Source organism: uncultured Alistipes sp., from assembly GCF_949296715.1.
Lineage (GTDB): Bacteria > Bacteroidota > Bacteroidia > Bacteroidales > Rikenellaceae > Alistipes.
The window spans coordinates 106146-125232 of the sequence record NZ_CASFQD010000057.1 but is presented as its reverse complement, the minus strand read 5'-3'; the positions used below and the strand labels follow the sequence as shown (position 1 = coordinate 125232).

15 protein-coding genes are annotated in these 19087 nt (G+C 63.4%); 12 read left to right on the top strand and 3 right to left on the bottom strand.

Going from position 1 to position 19087, the window contains the following annotated elements; all coding sequences use genetic code 11:
- Positions 1-40: 40 nt before the first annotated feature.
- Complete coding sequence (locus tag Q1Y33_RS09160) at positions 41-1843, bottom strand: hypothetical protein (RefSeq protein WP_300799461.1); 1803 nt, start codon at positions 1841-1843, stop codon at positions 41-43.
- A gap of 391 nt (positions 1844-2234) precedes the next feature.
- Between Q1Y33_RS09160 and rpsF the strand changes: the two genes are divergently transcribed.
- From rpsF to rplI, 3 genes are read left to right on the top strand one after another with little or no spacing between them, the layout of a single operon-like run.
- Positions 2235-2582, top strand: coding sequence for a 30S ribosomal protein S6 (gene rpsF / locus Q1Y33_RS09155; protein ID WP_295907204.1), 348 nt, complete (start codon positions 2235-2237; stop codon positions 2580-2582).
- A gap of 3 nt (positions 2583-2585) precedes the next feature.
- Complete coding sequence (gene rpsR / locus Q1Y33_RS09150) at positions 2586-2864, top strand: 30S ribosomal protein S18 (protein WP_018694586.1); 279 nt, start codon at positions 2586-2588, stop codon at positions 2862-2864.
- An 18-nt stretch (positions 2865-2882) separates the two neighbouring features.
- Complete coding sequence (rplI, locus tag Q1Y33_RS09145) at positions 2883-3329, top strand: 50S ribosomal protein L9 (protein ID WP_300799459.1); 447 nt, start codon at positions 2883-2885, stop codon at positions 3327-3329.
- A gap of 735 nt (positions 3330-4064) precedes the next feature.
- Here the strand turns inward: rplI and rpsA are convergent.
- A complete protein-coding gene (gene rpsA / locus Q1Y33_RS09140; protein WP_300799457.1) occupies positions 4065-5894 on the bottom strand; it encodes a 30S ribosomal protein S1 in 1830 nt (609 codons plus the stop codon).
- 137 nt (positions 5895-6031) lie between these two features.
- Positions 6032-7456 (bottom strand): bifunctional UDP-sugar hydrolase/5'-nucleotidase, encoded by a 1425-nt coding sequence (locus Q1Y33_RS09135; protein ID WP_300799455.1) that lies wholly within the window; start codon positions 7454-7456, stop codon positions 6032-6034.
- A gap of 76 nt (positions 7457-7532) precedes the next feature.
- Here Q1Y33_RS09135 and Q1Y33_RS09130 point away from each other — a divergent pair, with 76 nt between their 5' ends.
- The 9 genes from Q1Y33_RS09130 to Q1Y33_RS09090 all read left to right on the top strand — a co-directional run bounded on the left by Q1Y33_RS09130 (position 7533) and on the right by Q1Y33_RS09090 (position 19084).
- Complete coding sequence (locus Q1Y33_RS09130; RefSeq protein ID WP_300799454.1) at positions 7533-9203, top strand: nucleoside kinase; 1671 nt, start codon at positions 7533-7535, stop codon at positions 9201-9203.
- Positions 9204-9230: 27 nt separating this feature from the next.
- Complete coding sequence (gene gcvP / locus Q1Y33_RS09125; RefSeq protein WP_300799452.1) at positions 9231-12056, top strand: aminomethyl-transferring glycine dehydrogenase; 2826 nt, start codon at positions 9231-9233, stop codon at positions 12054-12056.
- A gap of 147 nt (positions 12057-12203) precedes the next feature.
- Positions 12204-12776, top strand: a complete 573-nt coding sequence (locus Q1Y33_RS09120; protein WP_300799450.1) for a peptidylprolyl isomerase — start codon at positions 12204-12206, stop codon at positions 12774-12776.
- Between the two features lie 96 nt (positions 12777-12872).
- Complete coding sequence (locus Q1Y33_RS09115; protein WP_300799449.1) at positions 12873-14063, top strand: WG repeat-containing protein; 1191 nt, start codon at positions 12873-12875, stop codon at positions 14061-14063.
- Between the two features lie 52 nt (positions 14064-14115).
- Entirely contained in the window at positions 14116-15849 is a 1734-nt protein-coding gene (locus Q1Y33_RS09110) for a DUF4954 family protein (protein WP_300799447.1), read from the top strand.
- Between the two features lie 8 nt (positions 15850-15857).
- A complete protein-coding gene (locus Q1Y33_RS09105) occupies positions 15858-16715 on the top strand; it encodes a VWA domain-containing protein (RefSeq protein ID WP_300799446.1) in 858 nt (285 codons plus the stop codon).
- 2 nt (positions 16716-16717) lie between these two features.
- Entirely contained in the window at positions 16718-17698 is a 981-nt protein-coding gene (locus Q1Y33_RS09100; protein WP_300799444.1) for a WG repeat-containing protein, read from the top strand.
- A gap of 28 nt (positions 17699-17726) precedes the next feature.
- Positions 17727-18653 (top strand): thioredoxin-disulfide reductase, encoded by a 927-nt coding sequence (gene trxB, locus Q1Y33_RS09095; RefSeq protein ID WP_300799442.1) that lies wholly within the window; start codon positions 17727-17729, stop codon positions 18651-18653.
- Positions 18654-18676: 23 nt separating this feature from the next.
- Positions 18677-19084 carry a DUF1471 domain-containing protein gene (locus Q1Y33_RS09090; protein ID WP_300799440.1) on the top strand — a complete coding sequence of 136 codons (408 nt, stop codon included), beginning with the start codon at positions 18677-18679 and terminating at the stop codon, positions 19082-19084.
- Positions 19085-19087 lie beyond the last annotated feature (3 nt).

The following is a 19087-nucleotide window of genomic DNA, read 5'->3' as shown; positions in this document are numbered from 1 at the left end:
TCGGGGGATTTGTTGTGCAATGTCATGTCTATCTAAATTTTCATTGATTCACCCTCTTAAATCCAATCCAATATTCACAATCTGCATCCCAATAATACAAATATAAAATAGAGTCAGTTAAGCCCAATATTTCATACACTCCATCATAAGACATTGAATTAATGATATTCAAATTCGTATTACTCGAAAAATTATCATCAAGAAAATATTTAAACTTTTCAGTTACACCTTTTTCAGTTGCTTCTCCTGTAGAATCGCTATTAAAAGTGAAATACCAACTATCCGAATTCAACTCACCATATTCTTCTTTTATTTCTCCATTATAATTATATTTATACTTCGAATAATAGCATCCCCACTTCCCGACAATCGACGGTTTTCCGAGCTGTTGGGCCTTGATAAACAGATCGTCCCATTTGACATAGGTCCACACCGAATAATTCCCCTTTTCCGACAAACCGTCAAAAACGGTTTCAAGCGGATTATCGAAATTGTCAGCAAACCAGTACGGCACAGATTCCGTCATCGCCACCCGTTTGTCTCCCTCATAGAGAGCCAGTCCGACGCCCGATTCGAAGAGCAGATCACGCCCTACATCAACCTGCACCGTCCGGCTCGTCGCATCCGCATCAACCCTATCGTTAATGAATTCCGGAAACAGGTAGAGAGTTTCCTCGAAAAGAGCAAGATCGGGAGCCAACGACTGCTCCCAGGCCAGTTCGAATCCGAAGATTTGGGCCGACGCCTTTGCCAGGGTCTTGATCTTCATGCACTGCGCAAGCCAGACATCCTTGCAGGCTTCGTACAGGTTGTCAGCCAGCAGGTCGACCGTCACATGACCGCTCACTTCCCGGCCTACCTGCGTTTCGATGCCGATCATCAGGTCCTTGCGCCCGAACATTTGCAACTCGAAAGAGGGAGCCAGTCCCTGAAACAACGCTCCGTCAAGCGAAATATTCATATCCGACACCATGCTCTGGTTCACGCCGTTTTCGGGAACTTCCAAAGTTCCGGTATGCTGCAACCCATCCAGATGCACCTGACAGTGTATAATCTTCTCGCAACGGTGCCCCGCATGGAATGCCGCACTGCCTTCGCACTGCGTAACAAAATAGAGTTGCAGAACGGGATTGATAACAATCGACGAGACAAACGGGGTAAGATGGACGGCCGGGCCCAACTTGATCCGAACCTCCTCATCGGTATCGAACTCGACATCGAGACCGACCTCCGAGACAATCTTGATCTGCAGAGCAATATCGAACTGATGCTTCTGTCTCCATCTGTCCAGATCGCCATCCACAAGCATCTTCACGCCCAGCAGCACCGATCCGGAAACGGTCACCGCCCCTTGGCTGATCTCGGCAGGCTGACTGAAACAGTAAAAACCATCCTCATCCTTCTCGAAATCGACTCGGGTTCCGGCATCGGCCGGCACAAGATCAATGCTCTTGTTGATCCGCAGTTTGTCGAACACTTCGCCCAACGGAACGGTCTCCGTCTCGACACGATAATCCCCGCCATCCTGTTCGACGGCAACGACCCTTCCCAAAAAACCGTATGGGAACTCCTCGGAAGGCGTATTCAACAACAGTATCTGTCCCTCCTGCGGAACTTCATCTGCGGACAGGGAACCGTCGAATGTCAGTACCCCCTCCTCTGCCGATTGCAAATGCTGCAACAGGCCATCGGTGATTTCAACGGTATTGCCCCCCAATACAACCTCCTCCACATCCGGTTCTGGTTCCGGGTCCTCACTGCCGCCAGCATCGTCCTTCGAACAGGCGGTCAGAAAGAAGCCCGCAATAACACCCAATAGCGTAAAGGCAAATTTTCTCATCATGATTTCAGTTGTTAACAGAGCCGCCCGCACCCGGCGACCTAAATACAAAAAAAAGAAAGCGTGGTGCCGAAGTCTTATTTCACCGGAATAGGTCGTAGGATACCTTTGAATTAAAAACAAGCAACAACTCCCACGCCCATATCCACAGCATACGGATACGACGCGGCACGATGCATACCCACTCCCAATTCAAATGAATTTCCTGCGTTCATCCCGATCCCGGGAAACAGACTTACACTTTCCGTGCTTGTCGACAGGTTTGATAAAGATAGTAAAAAAAGAGCCAAGAATCACAAAATGAACGATTTTTTTCGTGTGTAATTTTTCATTTCCCGATTTAATGCGTATCTTTGCCGTCCCGAAAAGGGATTAACAACTAATCAAAAGCATTATGAACAATTACGAAACCGTTTTCATTGTCACGCCGGTGCTGTCCGATGCCCAGGTACAGGAGGTCGCTGACAAATTCCAGGGTGTAATCACCGAAAACGGCGGTCAGATCGTGAACAAGGAGTCGTGGGGCCTTCGCAAGCTCGCCTATCCTATTCAGAAGAAGACCACCGGTTTCTACTTCCTCCTGGAGTTCACGGGCGAGGGCTCGCTCGTAAACACGCTCGAGACGCAGTACCGCCGCGACGAGCGCATCATCCGTTTCTTAACTTTCAAGCAGGACAAGTACGCCGTGGAATACTCGGAGAAACGTCGTGCAAAACTTTCTAACAAGCAGCAGGAGGAGTAAATCATGGCACAGGAAAACAAGGCACAGTCGGAAATCCGTTACCTCAACCCGGTATCGGTCGACGTCAAGAAGAAGAAATACTGCCGTTTCAAGAAACTCGGCATCAAGTACGTGGACTACAAGGACGGTGAGTTCCTCAAGAAGTTCCTCAACGAGCAGGGCAAGATCCTTCCCCGCCGCCTGACGGGTACTTCGCAGAAGTTCCAGAAGAAGGTCGCACAGGCCGTGAAGCGTGCTCGCCACCTCGCCATCCTGCCCTTCGTAACCGATTGCATGAAATAATTTAAGGAGGAGACGACAATGGAAGTTATTCTGATCAAAGATATGGAGAAGCTGGGCTACGCCAACGACATCGTCAACGTGAAGCCCGGTTACGCGAACAACTACCTCATTCCCCAGGGCTACGCCAAGGCCGCTACGGCTGCCGCCAAGAAGGTCCTGGCCGAGAACCTCCGCCAGCGCGCCCACAAGGACGCCAAGATTCTGGCCGACGCCCAGGCACTGGCCGAGACGATCGCCAACCTGCCGCTGACGATCGCCGTGAAGGCCGAGGAGGGCAAGCTCTTCGGTACGGTAACGGCTACGGACCTCGCCGAGGCCCTCGCAGCCAAGGGTATCACCGTAGACCGCAAGGCCATCACGGTGGACGCCATCAAGACCGTCGGCGAGTACGAGGCTACGGCACGCCTGCACAAGGCTGTCAAGGCTGCGATCAAGTTCTCGGTCGTCGCTGCCGACGCCGAATAAGTCCCCGCGGTGGGCCGATCATAAAGGCCGACAAGACGGAAAGACAGGGGAGGCAAGAGAGACAGAGGAGCAGAAGAGGGGTCATCCCGAGGCTGGGAATCTGTTGACCAACCCGATGAAAAAGAGTTTTCCTTTCGAGGAAGACTCTTTTTTTATGCCCATACCTCTTTTATGCCCATATCCCCGCCTGCGGCCGCACGCTCGCTCCGCCCCCGTAGCCGAAGCGGCTGCGGTACCTGGAAAAGATGCCGTCCGAAGCAGGCAGGCAATCCCCGGCAAACCATCCGGCAGACGCCCCATCCGCAAAAGGAGCTTTCACGAACGCGTGAGGCTCCTTTTTCGCATGGAAAAAGGCGGCCACAGCGGCAACCAGGTGCCGGTCAGCAAATCGCAACGCCGGGCGACAAGAAGGGAGAAGAGATAATCGCCCGCCGCAATCCGATACGCATCTGCCGACCGGACAGAACCACCAACCGAAGCCGGGATCGGCCCGACCGGATAACACCCGAGCCGCCGACAGACCGGACAAGGCAATCGGTGTCGGCTGCAAGCAGGACAAACGGGGTCAACACAAGCAGAACAAACCGGAGCCAACACAAGCCGCCCCCGGCGTCAACACACGCAGGCCGCCCGGCGTCGGACACAAGGCGCACACGGCTGTCCGTGCGGTGCAGACAAAAAAATGCGGGGCCGGCCTGTGCCGACCCCGCATCGTTGCGGTACAAAAGGTTGGGATTACTCCTCGTCCTCTTTCTTGGCAGCCTTCTTGCTGGCAGCCTCCGAAGCCTCCATGGCGCTCTTCAGCGCAGCCAGACCGGCGATGTCGCCCAGCGTCGTCTTCTCGACCGACGCGTTGATCTTCTTCACGGTCGACTTCGTAGCGTCGGCAGCGGCACGCTTCTCAGCCTTCTCAGCCTTCTCGGCCTCCTTGCGGGCAGCCTCGTAGGTGCGCAGGTGCGACAGCGTGATGCGCTTCGTGGCCTTCGAGAACTCGATTACCTTGAAGTCGAGCTTCTCGCCGACCTTGGCGCTCGTGCCGTCCTCCTTGGCAAGCTGACGCATCGGGCAGAAGCCCTCGACGTTCTCGGCCAGCGATACGACGGCGCCCTTGTCAGTCAGCTCCGTGATCGTACCCTCGTGTACGGTGTCGACAGCGAACTTGCTCTCGATCTCGTTCCAGGGGTTCTCCTCGAGCTGCTTGTGACCGAGCGACAGACGGCGGTTCTCCTTGTCGATCTCGAGCACGACGACCTCGATGTCGGCACCTACCTGCGTGAACTCGCCCGGGTGCTTCACCTTCTTGGTCCAGCTCAGGTCCGAAATGTGGATCAGACCGTCGATGCCCTCCTCGATCTCGACGAATACGCCGAAGTTCGTGAAGTTGCGCACCTTGGCCGTGCACTTCGTGCCGACGGGGTACTTGACCTCGATGTCAGCCCAGGGATCGGGCGTCAGCTGCTTGATGCCCAGCGACATCTTGCGCTCCTCGCGGTCGAGCGTCAGGATAACGGCCTCGACCTCGTCGCCGACCTTCATGAACTCCTGAGCCGAACGCAGGTGCTGGCTCCACGACATCTCCGACACGTGGATCAGGCCCTCGACGCCGGGGGCAATCTCGACGAATGCGCCGTAGTCGGCCATCACGACCACCTTGCCCTTGACCTTGTCGCCGACCTTGAGGTTCTGGTCGAGCGCCTCCCACGGATGCGGGGTAAGCTGCTTCAGACCCAGCGCGATGCGCTTCTTCTGGTCGTCGAAGTCGAGGATCACGACCTGGATCTTCTGGTCGAGCGACACGATCTCCTCGGGATGGTTCACGCGGCCCCACGAGAGGTCGGTGATGTGAATCAGACCGTCCACACCGCCCAGGTCGACGAATACGCCGTAGGAGGTGATGTTCTTGACGGTACCCTCGAGGATCTGACCCTTCTCGAGCTTCGACATGATGATCTGCTTCTGAGCCTCGAGCTCGGCCTCGATCAGGGCCTTGTGCGAAACGACCACGTTGCGGAACTCCTGGTTGATCTTGACGACCTTGAACTCCATGGTCTTGTCGACGTATACGTCGTAGTCGCGGATGGGCTTCACGTCGATCTGCGAGCCGGGCAGGAAGGCCTCGATGCCGAAGACGTCGACGATCATGCCGCCCTTCGTGCGGCACTTGATGTAACCCTTGATGATCTCGTCCTTCTCGAGGGCCTCGTTGACGCGGTCCCACGACTTGAGCTGACGAGCCTTCTTGTGCGAGAGGGCCAGCTGGCCGTTCTTGTCCTCGGCCGACTCGACATAGACCTCGACCTTGTCGCCGACCTTCAGGTCGGGGTTGTAGCGGAACTCCGATACGGGAATGACACCCTCGCTCTTGTAGCCGATGTTGACGAGAACCTCGCGCTTGGTGATGGCCGTTACGGTACCCTCTACCACCTCGCCGACGGTGACGTTCGACAGCGTCTTGTCATAGGCAGCCTCAATCTCCTCGCGGGGCTGGTTGTAGACGCCCAGATCGTTCTCAAACGCATTCCAGTCGAAATTCTCGTTCGTGACTACATTCTTTGTTTCTTCCATGTGGAAATTTTTGCGATACAATCGCTCGTTAAATGGTTAATAATTAAGTTTTTGTCCACGCCATGCGCCCGTTATGCGCGCACGCGGGACTGCAAAGCTAATCCTTTTTCGCCAAATTTCAAAATTTCAGCACGTTTTCACTGCTGCCGAACCACCCGCTGCCGCGGACGGTTGTCGGGAATAACCGGCGACTCCTCCTCGAGCTCCTCGACCAGCACGTCGGCCACCTTCGTGTCGGTGATCTCCCCGTCAGCGAACTCCAGCCCCTTGTAGTTCCGGTAGACGTAGTCGCTCACGGCCACGCGGTAGCGGCGTCCCTCGCGCAGGGCGGGAAAGCGCACGTCGAGGGCGCTGTCGCGGCTGTCGGTAACGATATCGTAAGGGGTCGTCGAGACGAGGTCCACGCGGTGCGCCTCCTTGCGATTCTCCGTGTCGTTGTACTTCGTGAGAATCAGGCGCCGCAGCTGGGCGGGCGTCATCGTCATGCGGGCAACCTGCGTACCGAAGGGCTCCAGATCGTAGACCCGGGCCGTGCTCATGCCGCCCGCCGGGATCGAGTCGAGGCGCACGCCGCCCACGTGGTAGATGCCGATCTCGGCATCGGCCTCGTCGGCCACGGCACCGGCCATCCAGTTGGCCACGCCCCAGGCGTTTGCCGCCGAGGCAAACTCCCCGATCGGGCGGTTCAGCTCCGGATCGGCATAGTAATACGCTACACGCTCGGCATACGCCGGGTCGGCATCGTAGCCGTCGAGCGGCACGATGCGGTAGTCGATGCCGGCGATCTTGCGTCCCTTCATGCGGATCGTCGTGACGCCGACGTTGGTCAGGTTCTTGCCCGTCTGCGTGAGGAGCACGCCCCCGACGAGCGTGTCGCGCACGACATGCGTATGGCCGCCGATCACCACGTCGTAGGGGGTCCCGGTCGCCAGATACTCCGCGTCGCGGTCGTCGCCCATGTGCGAGACGAGCACCAGCACGTCCACCTTGCCGCGCAGTTCGGCGCCGTAGCGCGCCGCCATCTGCTGCGGATCGGGGAACTCCAGCCCCTCGAAACACGAGGCGTTGCCCGCAGGATGCCCCGGGCCCTCGTAGTTGGTCACCACGCCCACGAAGCCGATGCGCACGCCGCCGCGTTCGAGAATCGTACAGGGCGCCGGCTGCGGGAAGGTGCAGGTGTCGCTCACGACGTTGGCGCAGACGACCTCGAACGCCATGCTGTCGATCATGCGGCCCAGGTGCGCCTGTCCGCGGTCGAACTCGTGGTTGCCGAGCGTCGCCACGTCGTAGCCCAGCGTATTCATCAGCTCGAGGATCGGCATGCCGGGCGTCGGGGCCATGTCGACATAGGCGTTGCCGGTCCAGCGGTCGCCGGCGTCGACCAGCACGACGCACTGCGCCGTGTCGCGGCACGCCGCGACGGCGGCGGCCAGCTGCGGGAAACGCTGGATGCGGGCGTGCATGTCGTTCGTCGAGAGCAGCACGAGGGTACGCTCGCGCGGAGCGCAGGCGACAAAAAGAGCTGCCAGCAGGAGCGGCAGCCAAAGAATCCGTCTCTTCATAATAATCCGTATTTGTGCTTGCCAAAATTACAAATAATTTTTACCTTTACTCACCAATCGCATAAAAAACCGGTATATGACCGACAAGATCAAAGTCATCTGCGAAAACCTCGGCAGCGAACTGGAAATCCCGATGGGCACCTCGCTGCTGGAGATCTCCCGACGGCTCACGGCCGGAGCCCATCCCTTCCTGGCGGCATTCGTCAACAACCGCGTCAAGGAGCTCAACTACAAGATATACACCCCGGTCACGATCCGCTTCATCGACATCACCTCGTTTGCGGGCATCCGCGTCTACCAGCGCACATCGTGGTTCATCCTCCAGAAGGCCGTCCGGGACCTCTACCCCGGGCAGACGCTCCACATCCGCCACTCGATGGGGCAGAGCGGCTTCTACTGCGAGATCGAGGGCATCGACCCGCTGACCCGCAAGGCGGCCGCGGCCCTCGAGGCGCGCATGCGGGCGATCGTCGAGGCCGACCTGCCGATCCGCCGCTCGAAAATCCTCACCGAGGAGGTCCGGGCCCGCTACGCCGAGCAGGGCTACGACGACAAGATCGCGCTGCTCGACACGCGGCCGCGGCTCTACAGCGAGCTCTACACGCTCGGCGACATCCCGGGCTACTTCTACGGCTCGCTGGCCCCCTCGACGGGCTACATCACCCGCTTCGGGATCGAGCCCTACTACCGGGGCTTCTACCTGGCGCTGCCGCAGCGCACGTCGCCCGACGTGCTGCACAAGCACGTCTCGCAGGAAAAGATGTTCGGCATCTTCCGCGAATACCAGTCGTGGGTGGCGCTCATGGGCGTGCCGACGATCGGCGCGGTCAACGCCCGGGCACTGGCGGGCGACGCCGGCGGCATGATCAAAATCGCCGAGGCGTTCCACGAACGCAAGTTCGCCGAGGTGGCCGACGCCATCCAGGAGGCGCATCGCACGCGCGGCGTGCGCATGGTGCTCATCTCGGGCCCCTCGTCGAGCGGCAAGACCACGTCGGCCAAGCGGCTGGGCATCCAGCTCGGCGTGCTGGGGCTGCGTCCGGTGATGATTTCGCTCGACGACTACTTCGTCGAACGCGAGAAGACGCCGCTCGACGAAAACGGCCAGTACGACTACGAGGCGCTCGAGGCCATCGACCTGGAGCTCTTCAACGACCACCTGCACCGCCTGCTGCAGGGCGAGAGCGTCGACATCCCGCGCTACGACTTCATCACGGGGCGCCGCACGCAGCACGACACGCCGCTGACGCTCGACGAGCACTCGGTCCTCATCATCGAGGGCATCCACGGGCTCAACCCGCGGCTCACCCCCTCGGTGCCCGACGCCGTGAAGTTCAAGATCTACATCTCGTGCTTCACGTCGGTGGCCATGGACAACCTCTCGCGCATCGCCACGACCGACAACCGCCTGCTGCGCCGCCTGACGCGCGACTACCGCCAGCGGGGCTCCGACGCCCTGCAGACCCTCTCGCGCTGGGCCTCGGTGCGGCGCGGCGAGGAGCGCCACATCTTCCCCTACCAGGAGAACGCCGACGTGATGCTCAACTCGTCGCTCTTCTACGAGATTTCGGTGCTGCGGCCCTTTGCCGAGAAGATTCTGCGCGAGGTACCCGACACGGTGCCCGAGTACGACGAGGCGCGGCGCATGCTCAAGTTCCTCGACAACTTCATCCCCATTCCGCCCGACGAAATCCCGCCCACGTCGATCCTGCGGGAGTTCATCGGCGGCAGCTCGTTCAAATACTGATCCGATCAACCATACAAACACCCCTATATGTTCGACAAGTTTTCTTCGCGCCACATCGGCGTCAGCAACGAAAAGGACCTGCGGGCCATGCTCGAGGTCATCGGCGTCAACTCCGTGGAGGAGCTCATCGCGCAGGTCATCCCCGCGTCGATCCGTCTGAAAAAACCGCTCGCCCTGCCCGCCGAGGGCATGAGCGAATACGAGTTCGCGGCACACATCCGCGAGCTGGCCGGGCGCAACCGCTGCCTGAGGTCATTCATCGGCATGGGCTACTACCCGTGCGCCGTCCCGGCGGCCGTCTCGCGCAACGTCTTCGAGAATCCCGCGTGGTACACCTCCTACACCCCCTACCAGGCCGAGATTTCGCAGGGCCGTCTCGAGGCGTTGCTCAACTTCCAGACCGCCGTCATCTCGCTCACGGGCATGGAAATCGGCAACTGCTCGCTGCTCGACGAGGGCACGGCGGCCGCCGAGGCGATGCTGATGATGTTCGCCTGCCGCTCGCGCGAGGCGGTCAGGGAGGGGCGCAACCAGCTCTTCGTCGACCGCAACATCTTCCCGCAGACGCTCGACGTGCTGCTCACGCGCAGCGAACCCTTCGGCATCGAGCTCATCATCGACGAATACGACGAGTATGAATTCACGGGCAAGGAGTTCGGCGCCATCGTCCAGTACCCGGCCGCCGACGGCGCCGTGCGCGACTACGCCGCCTTCACCGCCGCGGCCCACGCCAAGGGTGCGCTGGTGACGGCCGTGGCGGACCTGCTCTCGCTCGCACTGCTCAAGGCGCCGGGCGAGTGGGGAGCCGACATCGCCGTGGGCACGACGCAGCGCCTCGGCACGCCGATGGGCTTCGGCGGCCCGAGCGCCGGCTACATGACCGCCCGCGAGAGCTTCAAGCGCAACATGCCGGGCCGCATCATCGGCGTCTCGGTAGACCGGCTGGGCAACCGCGCGCTGCGCATGGCGCTCCAGATGCGCGAGCAGCACATCAAGCGCGAGCGCGCCACGTCGAACATCTGCACGGCCTCGGCGCTGATGGCCTCGATGGTCGGCTTCTACTGCGTCTACAACGGCCCGGAGGGACTGCGCCGCGCCGCCATGACGGCCCACCTGGCCGCCGTCACCGTGGCCCGCGCCCTCGAGGCACTCGACTACCGCCTCGCCTCGGCGGACTTCTTCGACACGCTCGAGGTCGAGGCCGAGGCCGCCGTCGTGCAGTCGCTGGCCCTCGAGAGCGGCATCAACTTCTACTACCCGGGCGAGGGGTGCGTGCGCATGTCCTTCGACGAGGTGACCACCCCCGACGAGGTGGCCGCCGTGATCGGCATCTTCGCCGCCGCCAAGGGCCGCAAGGCCAAGGCCGTAAAGATGGCCGCCGAGGCGTGCATTCCCGCCGCGCTGCGCCGCGAATCGGCCTACCTGACCGAAAAGGTCTTCAACTCCTACCGTTCGGAGAGCGACCTGATGCGCTACATCAAGCGACTCGAGCACCGCGACATCTCGCTCGCCGACTCGATGATCTCGCTCGGCTCGTGCACGATGAAGCTCAACGCCGCGGCACTCATGCAGCCGCTCTCGCTCGCGGGCTTCCAGATGATGCACCCCTTCGCCCCGGCCGACCAGGCCGAAGGCTACCTGGAGCTGATTGCCGAACTGGAGCACGACCTGGCCACAATCACGGGCTTCGCCGCCTGCTCGCTGCAGCCCAACTCGGGCGCCGCGGGCGAATACTCGGGCCTGATGGTCATCCGCGCCTACCACCAGAGCCGCGGCCAGGGCTACCGCAACGTCGTGCTGATCCCCGCCTCGGCCCACGGCACGAACCCCGCATCGGCGGCCATGGCCGGGATGAAGATCGTCACGGTGGCGTGCGACGAGCGCGGCAACATCGACGTCGAGGACCTCACGCGCAAGGCGCAGGAGCACTCCTCGGAGCTGTGCGGACTGATGGTGACCTACCCCTCGACGCACGGCGTCTTCGAGAGCCGCATCCGCGAGATCGTCGACGCGGTGCACGACGCCGGCGGACAGGTCTACATGGACGGTGCGAACATGAACGCGCAGGTGGGCCTCACGAACCCGGGCTACATCGGCGCCGACGTCTGCCACCTGAACCTGCACAAGACCTTCGCCATGCCGCACGGAGGCGGCGGCCCGGGCGTCGGCCCGATCTGCGTCGCGGAGCACCTGCGGCCGTTCCTGCCGTCGCACCCGATCGTCGCGACGGGCGGCGAGGAGGGCATCACGGCCGTCGCGTCGGCACCCTGGGGCTCGGCCCTGCTGCTGCCGATCACCTACGGCTACATCAAGATGCTCGGCGAGGAGGGGCTGCGCCACGCCACCGAGATGGCCATCGTCAACGCCAACTACATGTCGGCGGCCCTGGCACCGGAGTACCGCACCTACTATTCGGGTGAGACGGGCCGCGTGGGCCACGAGATGATTCTCGACCTGACCCACTTCAAGAAGGAGTACAACATCGACTGCGGCGACATCGCCCACCGCCTGATGGACTACGGCTTCCACGCCCCGACGCTCTCGTTCCCCGTGCACGAGACGCTGATGGTCGAGCCCACGGAGTCGGAGCCGAAGGCCGAGATGGACCGTTTCATCGAAGCGCTCGTGCAGATCAAGCGCGAGTGCGAGGCGGCCGTCGGGCAGGCCGACAACGTCGTGGTGAACGCCCCGCACACGGCCGTCGAGCTGGCGGGCGAGTGGCCGCATCCCTATTCGCGCATGGAGGCCGCCTTCCCGCTGGCATGGGTCCGCGAGGCCAAGTTCTTCCCCTACGTGACGAAGATCGACAACGGCTACGGCGACCGCAACCTCTGCTGCCGCAACTGCGAGTAGCGGAGGTGCGCTCCGGGCCGGAAGGAGGATACGGAAAAGGGGCCGGCATCGTGCGCCGCTGCGAATTGGAAATTCGGAAGTTAATTCCTACCTTTGCGGCCGCACGCAGTGCAAGGACCGAAAAGAGAAACAATTTTTGAACAGACAATGAAAGTAGAACAGAACAAAATGGTCGGCGTGGACTACAAGCTCACCGTCGACGGACAGATCGCGGACCAGTCGCGTCCGGGCCAGCCGCTCGAATTCATCTTCGGAACGGGCATGCTGCTTCCGAAGTTCGAGGAGGCGATCCTCGGCAAGGAGCCCGGCGAGAAGGTCTCCTTCACGCTGGAGCCCAAGGACGGCTACGGCGAGCTGATCGCCGAGGCCATCGTGGACCTGCCGAAGAACATCTTCATGGTCGACGGCAAGCTGGCCGAGGATATCCTCTTCGAGGGGAGCCAGGTGCCGATGAGCGACGCCCAGGGCAACCGCATGATGGGCATCGTCAAGGAGGTCGGCGACGAGCACGTGAAGATGGACTTCAACCACCCGATGGCGGGCAAGACGCTCCACTTCGACGTCGAGGTCGTCTCGGTGCGCGACGTGACGCCCGAGGACCTGCAGGGCCACTGCTCCTGCGGTTCGTGCGGCGACCACGGCTGCGGCGACGGCTGCGACTGCGGTGACCACGACTGCGGCTGCGACGGCCACGACCACAACGGCCACTGCTGCCACTGATCTCACACGGGACCGCCCGGGCGGTCTTCGGCGAACGGGGCTTTTCGGGGCCCCGTTTTGCCGTTGAAGGCCCTGCGGTCCGAATCCGCTCCGCACATGCCGCTGCTGCGCCAATACCTCGCCACACTGGCCGACCCGCACGGCCTGACCCGCACGCTGGACGGGATCGAACTGTGCCGCGACGCACAGGGTCGTCCGCTCGTCTCGGCGGGCAACAGCGCCGCGGTCTTCCGCATCCGCCATGCGGGCCGCGTCTGCGCGCTGCGCTGCTACCTGCGGCCGCCGCACCACCTGCGCGAAATCTACGGCGAGCGGCTGCTCGAGCGCGAGCTCTACCTCTACGAGACCCCCGAGCGCGGCGAGTGGGTCGACGTCGTGCTCGACGAATGGATCGAGGGCGTGACGCTCGACCGGGCCGTGCGCGAGGCGGCGCATGCAGGGGAGTGCGGACGGCTGCACGACCTGGCCGCGGCGTTCGATCGGCTGGCCGCGGAGCTTACGGCCGACGACCGGGCGCACGGCGACCTGAAACCCGAGAACATCATCGTCGGCACGGACGGCGGGCTGCACCCGATCGACTTCGACGCCGCCTACCTGCCCGCCTTCGCCGGGGAGCGCAGCCCGGAGCTGGGCACGGCGGCCTACCAGCACCCGGCGCGCACGGCCGAGCTGTACGACGAACGGCTCGACGACTACCCCGCGGCGCTGATCTCCACGGCGCTGCATGCGCTGGCGTGCGACCCGACGCTCCTGCTCCGCTACGGCGGTGCGGACGGGCTGCTGCTCACACCGCAGCGCATCCCCGGGGACGACGCCTACCGGGAGATCACCGCGCTGTTCCGCCGCCGGGGCATGGCCCTGCCGCTGCGCATCGCCGAACTGCTCGCCTCCCCCACGCCGCATCTCTGCGGCGCGGCGGCTCTCTTTGCGCTGGCTGCGGCGCAGACCGGCAGCGACAACACGGCAGCACCCGGCACCAACAACGGCTCCGACACCGACACCGCGGAGGAGGAGCCCGAACTCTTCGTCGAGCAGGGGCGCTGGGGCTACCGCACGCCGCAGCGGGTCGTCATTGCGCCGCTCTACGACTGCGGCTTCGACTTTACGGAGGGGCTGGCGGCCGTGCGGCTGGGCGACGTATGGCACTACATCGACACGGCGGGGCGCACCCGCATCAGCTGCCCGGGCTGCGAAGCCGTCAAGCCTTTCCGCAACGGCCGGGCACAGGTCATCCGCGACGGGTGCCGCAGGCAGATCGACCGCACGGGGAGGGAGTTTGATATTTAGCGGCAAATCGCTATATTTGCATCTGCTAAACAACCCACACCCAATCACGCCCATGTATCAGTACAGAAAATTGACTCCGGAAGAGATCGCCGCCGTCGAAGCCCTCGGCAACACCGCCGAGGAGTGGTCGCTGGTCGACGTCTCGGAGGATTTCACCCCCTCGCAGCTCATCGGGAGCCGCCTGGAGGGTCACATCGCAATCGCTCCGGGAGCCCGCATCATCCGCTCCCGCGTCAAGAACTACCGCCTCGGCGAGAATACGCTCGTCCAAAGCGTCACGGCCCTCGAATGCCGCAGTCGCAGCTCCTTCGGCAACGGCGTCGACGTCGCGACGATGAACGAATGCGGCGGCCGCACGGTGAAGATCTACGACACGATGTCGGCGCAGATCGCCTACGTGATGGCCGTCTACCGCCACCGCCCCGAGACCGTCGCGGCACTCGAGGCGATGATCGGCCGCCTGACCGAGGCCCGCTCGTCCGAGATGGGCGAGGTGGGCCGCAACTGCCGCCTCACCGGCGCACGCTTCATCCGCGAGATGCGCATCGGCGACGACGTCGAGATCGACGGCGCCTCGGCGCTCGTGAACGGCACGCTGCGCAACGGCGTGCACGTCGGCGTCGACGTCAAGGCCTACGACTTCATCGCCGCCGAGGGGGCCCGCATCGACAACGGCACGACGCTCGAACGCTGCTTCGTCGGCGAGAGCTGCATCATGGACAAGGGCTTCACGGCGGCCGAATCGCTCTTCTTCGCCAACTCGCACTGCGAGAACGGCGAGGCCGCGGCGATCTTCGCCGGCCCCTACACCGTCTCGCACCACAAGTCGTCGCTGCTCATCGCCGGCATGTTCTCGTTCTTCAACGCCGGCAGCGGCTCGAACCAGAGCAACCATCTCTTCAAGAGCGGCGCCGTACACCAGTCCGTGCACCTGCGCGGCTGCAAGTTCGCCTCGAGCGCCTACATCATGTCGCCGGCGCTCGAAGGAGCCTTCACGATGGTCATGGGACACCACTCCTACCACCACGACACCTCGATCTTCCCCTACTCCTACCTCATCGAGAAGGAGGGACGCTCGGTGCTCATGCCGGGTGCGAACCTCCCGAGCTACGGCGCCGTGCGCGACATCGAGAAGTGGCCGGCGCGCGACCGCCGCACAATCCGGCGCGACGTCATCAACTTCGAGGAGTACAACCCCTACGTCGCGGGGGCGATGCTCCGGGCCGTGGACATGCTCCACCGGCTCGAGGAGCAGGACCCCGACGCGCCGCTCTACACCTACAACAAGGTCCAGATCCGCGCCGCAGGGCTCCAGCGGGGCCTCAAGCTCTACAACAAGGCGATTGTCGCGGCGCTGGGCGCCATGCTCGACAAGGGCGAGTCGTCGACCCGTTACAACGGTGCGGGCCGCTGGATCGACATCGCCGGGCAGTACATCACGCACCGCGCGGCCGAGGAGATTCTCGATGCCGTGGACCGCGGCGAGCTGGCGTCGCTCGAGGCCGTGGACAACGCCTTCCGGGTCTTCTTCGTCCACTACGACGACTATGCCCACAGCTGGGCCGAGCAGACCTACGCCGCCCTGCTGGGCCGCACGCCGACGGTCGAGGAGCTCAACGGAGCCATCGCCGCAGGCCGCAACGCCCACGCTGCGATGCGTGCCGCGACCGATGCGGACCGCGACCGCGACTGCTCGCTCGACATGGCCGTCAGCTACGGACTGGACAGCGACAACGAAGCACAACGCCGCGACGACTACTATGCCGTGCGCGGGCTCAAACGATAACGACAGGCATGTACACGCAGAGCATCACGCGCAACCGCCGCACGGCCTTCATTCTGCTGATCGACGGCTCGGGGTCGATGACCGAGGAACTGCGCTTCCGCGGCCGGGTGACGAGCAAGGCCGAAGCGGTCGCCGCCATCACCAACGACCTGCTCTTCGAGCTGATCGAACGGGCGCGGCGCGACGACGGCGTGCGCGACTACTACGACATCGCCGTGCTGGGCTACTCGGGCAACGACGAGGTGCGCTCGCTGCTGCCGGGGCGCGGGGAGCTGCTCTCCGTCGCACAGCTGGCGGCTTTTGAGCCGCCCGTGCGGACGGAGCTCGTCGAACACCGCCTGCCCGACGGCAACATCGCGCTGCGGGAGGTTCCCTCGCCGGCGTGGGTCGCGCCCCGGGCCGCCGGACAGACCCCCATGGGCGAGGCGCTGCGCCGGGCCCGCGACCTGGCGGCCGCCTGGGTGGCACGCCCCGAAAATGCCGGAAGCTTTCCGCCCGTGGTCTTCAACATCACCGACGGCGAAGCCACGGACTGCGACGAGGAGGAGCTGCGCGCCCTGGCCGGACAGATCCGCTCGCTGCAGACGGCCGACGGCAGCGTGCTGCTCGTAAACATCCACATCGCCGCGGGCGACGACCCGCGCACGATCTTCTTCCCGACGCAGGAGGAGGCCGTCTACCCGAACCGCTATGCGGCGCTGCTCTACGACTGCTCGAGCGAGATGCCCGCGGTCTTCGAGGAGGCGATCCGCGAGGCGAAGGGACCGGGGGCCCTGCCGCCCTTCCGCGGCATGAGCTACAACGCCTCGGCCGCGGAGCTGGTCGCCATGCTCAACATCGGGTCCATCAGTGTCAAAACCGAATAGCGATGATCCCGACCCTTCCGATCTTCATGCGGGCCCTGCAGACGCCCGACCTGGCCTTCGAGCGGCTCGCAACGGCCCGCGCCGTGACCGACGGCCGCGGCGTCCCGATGCTGCAGCGGAGTTCGCGCTTCGTCGAGGCCGAAATCGAGTGGCAGCGCCGGCGGTGGCTGCTCTCGATGCCGCTGACCGCCGCGGCGCTGCCGCGCATCGAGCGGACCGTCTCCCGGCTGCGGCAGCTCAACACGCCGTGGCTCGGCGAATACCGCACGCTGCCAGGCGAACTGCACTGGGAGGATGCCGCCGGCACGGCCCGGACCACGGACCTCGTGCTCGAAGCGCTGCCCGAGGGGTGTACGTTCGAACAGGCGCTGCTCACGGAGGAGAAACAGACGCTGCTTGCGGCGCTCGACGCCCTCGAGCGGGGGCTCGGCGAGGTGCGGTTCCGCCACAACAACCTCAAGGCGTCGAACCTGCGCTGGACGGCGGGACGGCTGCTGCCGCTGCGCTACCACGACGCCACGTTCGACACGCCGGGCGAGGCGGATGCCGCGGCCTTCGAGGCGCTGCGCCGACAGATCGGGCAGGCCGGGGAGACGCAGGCAACGCTGCACGACGCGGAGGGAAGCTACACGCCCGCGCCGCGGCTCGCGGGACACCGCTGGGCCGGGCACCTCTTCGAGGGGCTCGCGAGCGTCGAGGACGAAGCGGGCTTCGGATACGTCGATGCCGAAAACCGGACGGTCATCCCGGCGCAGTACCTCTGGGCGGGCGACTTCCACGAGGGACGCGCCGAGGTCGAGACCCCGACGGGCATGGGGCTCATCGACCGGCAGGGCCGCTACGTGATCCCGCCCGAATACGAAATCGTGGAGTACGACCCCGTGAAGAGTGTCGCACACGTGCGCCGCAACGGACGCTGGGCGCTGTTCGACTACCTCGGACGCCGCCTTACGCCCTTCGGCCCGAGACCGAAACAGGAATAACAACGACAAACAAAAAGAGAATAACGCAATGGAAACGGAAAACGTAAAAGTCCTGATCATCGGCAGCGGCCCCGCGGGGTACACCGCCGCCATCTACACCTCGCGCGCCAACCTGCAACCGGTCCTCTACGAGGGCATCGAGCCGGGCGGGCAGCTCACGACGACCACCGAGGTCGAGAACTTCCCGGGCTACCCCGACGGCGTGGACGGCAACCAGATGATGGCCGACATGCGGCGCCAGGCCGAGCGCTTCGGCGCCGACATCCGCTCGGGCGTCATCACGCAGGCCGACCTCTCGCAGCGCCCCTTCCGCGTCGTCGTCGACGGCACGAAGGAGCTGCGCGCCGAAGCCCTCATCATCGCCACGGGAGCCTCGGCCAAATACCTCGGCCTGCCCTCCGAGACGAAGTTCCGCGGGCAGGGCGTGAGCGCCTGCGCCACGTGCGACGGCTTCTTCTACCGCAGGAAGGACGTGGCAGTCGTGGGCGGCGGCGACACGGCCTGCGAGGAGGCCACCTACCTCGCCTCGCTCTGCCGTCAGGTCTACCTGATCGTCCGCAAGCCCTTCCTCCGGGCCTCGAAGGCGATGCAGCAGCGCGTTTTCGACACGCCGAACATCGAGGTGCTCTTCGAGCACAACACCGTCGAGGTGCTGGGCGACGACTCGGGCGTGACGGGTGCCCTGCTGCGCAAGACCGACGGCACGGAGCGCACGATCGACATTTCGGGCTTCTTCCTGGCCATCGGCCACCATCCCAACACGGAGCTCTTCGCCGGGCAGCTGGAGCTCGACGCCGAGGGGTACATCCGCACCGTGCCGGGCACGTCGAAGACCAACATCGAGGGAGTCTTCGCCGCGGGCGACGTCAAGGACCCCCACTACCGCCAGGCCGTGACGGCCGCCGGCTCGGGCTGCATCGCCGCCCTCGACTGCGAACGCTTCCTGCTGAAATAACCCGACAAGAGACAGACGACACGATGAAACGGATTCTGCTGCTTCTCTGCACTGCCCTGTGCACGGCGTCCTGCGCCGTGCAGACCACCTACATCGGCAAGGCCTACCCGGCGACCGACGCGCCCGAACTGTTCTTCAGCTGGGACGACGTCACGCGCGACTACGAGACGATGGGGCGCATCACCGCAACCCCACAGTATTTCGGCACGCTCGAAAAGGCCCAAGAGGTCATCGAGAAGCGGGCCCGCGAGAAGGGCGCCGACGCCGTCGTCTTCGAGGGCATCGGCCGCACGGTCTCCGAACCGACCTACACGACGACCGAGCACATCGAGCAGCACAACGACGGCAGCAGCACCCGCACGGCCACGACCCAGCGCAACGTCACGGTCTCGAACCGCCTCGAAGCGACCTTCCTCAAATACCGCAAATAGCCC